At 70.3% G+C, this 2,689-nt stretch carries 1 protein-coding gene and 1 riboswitch; the gene reads left to right on the plus strand.

Translation table 11 applies throughout. The features are described from left to right. Window positions 1–141 precede the first annotated feature (141 nt). Window positions 142–255, minus strand: a riboswitch (TPP riboswitch). Between the two features lie 270 nt (window positions 256–525). Continuing rightward, window positions 526–2,640, plus strand: a complete 2,115-nt coding sequence (gene pknB, locus AC08OJ_RS19595) for a Stk1 family PASTA domain-containing Ser/Thr kinase (protein WP_476596505.1) — start codon at window positions 526–528, stop codon at window positions 2,638–2,640. Window positions 2,641–2,689: the final 49 nt, after the last annotated feature.

A 2,689-nucleotide genomic window follows, 5' to 3' on the forward strand; every position in this document is an offset into this window, starting at 1 on the left:
TGCCCGGCCTCACCACCGCCCCCACCCCCGCCGTCGCCGTCGCCACCGGAGGAGGCACCTTCACCGGCGAGGCGGCCGAGACAGGAACCATCGGGAGGAGAATCACCGGGACGGGAGCCGGCAGGACGTAGTGGGTGCTGCGGCACGATCTTTCATCCTCCCCACGCGCGCATGACCGCGATCGGGTATACGGGTCGCCGACGGGATACTGGCCGGCCTCTCAGCCCACGTCCGCGGGCTCCCCGGAGCAATCGACAGTGTAACCGCTGCTCCCTGGCCGCGGCTTCGGGTGTCCCGCCGCGACGCCGATCTGCGACGCCGATCTGCGACACTGATCCACGCCCGTCGACGATCATCTCGACCTCGGGAGCCGATTCAATGTGGGCATCCGGGTTTCATCCGGTAGACACCATGCTGCGCGACGAGGTACTTCTCGCTCGAACGGCGTATCCGGGTTAACCTCGCGGGGCTCCGGTAGCGGCATCCTTCGGCAACGATCGTAAACTCTCCCTCGTGGATGCCACCGTGGCCGACCCCGTCATAGGTCGGCTTCTCGACGGCCGCTACACGGCGCAGGAACGGCTCGCCGTCGGCGGGATGGCGACGGTGTACGTCGCGCACGACAACCGGCTGGACCGGCTCGTTGCTCTCAAGGTCATGCATCCCACTCTCAATCACGACCCGGAGTTCGTCACCCGTTTCCATCGCGAGGCCAAGGCCGTGGCGCGGCTCAACACCCCGCGCGTCGTCTCCGTCCTCGACCAGGGCTCCGACCACATCCCCGCCGGTCTGGTCAACTACCTGGTGATGGAGCTGGTGCGCGGCCGGTCGCTGCGCCAGCACCTGGGTGCCCGGGGCCGGCTCCCGGTCGCCGAGGCCATCGAGATCATCGAGCCCGTGATCGAAGCCCTCGGCGCCGCGCATGCCGCCGGCATCATCCACCGCGACATCAAGCCCGAGAACATCCTGCTCGGTGACGACGGCCAAGTGAAGGTCGCGGACTTCGGCCTCGCCCGTCCGGTGAGCCAGCCCACCCAGGCACTCACCGGCGGGGTGGTGATGGGCACTGTCGGGTACCTCGCCCCTGAGCAGGTCACCCACGGCGTCGCCGACACTCGCAGCGACGTCTACGCCGCCGGTGTGGTGCTCTTCGAATCCCTGACCGGGCAGCTCCCGCACAGCGGCGCCACCCCGATGTCGGTGGCCTACCAGTCCGTCCACGGCGACGTCCCTGCGCCGTCCACCATGATCGAGGGCATTCCCGCCGAGCTGGACGGTCTTGTTCTCCGGGCCACCGCCCGCGACCCGGCGCGCCGGCCGGCCGATGGTGCGGCGCTGCTGGCGGAGCTGCGGCGCATCGAGCCGTTCCTGCCCCCGCAGGACGCCTACCCGAGCGGGTTCACCGGCGAGATCGAACGGATCGGGTTGGCCGAGCGGCCTCCAGGGGCTCGGGATCCCGGGTACACCCAGGATCCCGGGTACACCCAGCCATTCCAGGCCGAGGACTACGACGACTCCCAGGGCGCCGGGGCGGGGGCCGCCGCGGAGCGCGCGTTCGCCGGTGCCGGGCCGGGCCAGCCAGGCACCGGCGCGCTCTATCGATCCGCCTCCCCGACCTCCCCGACCGCTACGGCCTATCTCGGGGGTGGTGGCGGGCGCGGGCGGCGACGGGCCGCCGCATCGCCACGCTCCCGGGGGCTCATCCCGGTCGTCGTCGGTGGCGTGGCCGTCCTGGTCCTGCTGCTCGGGATCCTCGCGTTCCGTTCCCTGTCCGGCGGAGGGACCGAGGTCCCGCTGCTGACAAACCTGAGCAGATCCGACGCCGAGAAGATGCTGCGCGACGCCGGCTTCCAGTTCACCTACCTCGACCCGGTCACCAGCGCCACGGTGCCGGTCGGCCACGTCTCCCAGCAGAATCCCCAGGACGGGTCGAAGGTCGACAAGGGCGCGCTCATCACCCTGCGGCTGAGCTCCGGGCCCGCGACGGTGCGCGTGCCGGACCTGGCGAACCTCACCGAGGCCCAAGCCAAGGCCCGGCTGGCCGAAGTGAACCTGACCCTCGGCGGCCTGAGCCCACAGTCCAGTGACACGGTGCCGGCGGGCCATGTGATCGGTACGAACCCCGGGGCCGGCACCGCACTCAAGCCGAAGGACAAGGTCGTCGTGATCACTTCGACGGGCCCCGCGGCGAAGCCGGTGCCGGCCGACATCATCGGCAAGTCGTTCGAGGAGGCCAGGGCCGAGCTCGTCGGCCTGAACATCGGCCTCGTGGTGCAGCGTATCGGTGCCGTGAACGACGCCGTGCAGCCCGGTCAGGTCTTCGGGGTCTCTCCCGACGTGGGGCAGCCGATCTCACCCGGCGGCACCGTCACCCTCACCGTGGCCGAGGCCGGCAGGTTCGACGACGACGACGGTTCCGGGGGCGACGGCAGCGGGATCCAGGTCCCCGTGCCGAACGTGGTCGGGAAGAGCTACCGAGAAGCCGAGAACATCCTGCGGCGCCGGGGGTTGCAGATCGACCGTATCGGCTGGATCGGCGGGCCGGGCGACCGGGTGACGTCGCAGTCCGCCCAGGCCGGGGCCAAAATCGAAAAAGGAAGTACCGTGCACGTCAACACAACGTGGGACCCCCTCGGCTGAGCCGCCATCCCCCACCAGGTTGATCACATTGTGCGACGAATCGTGCGGC

It is taken from the genome of Frankia sp. CgKIO3 (assembly GCF_977946435.1).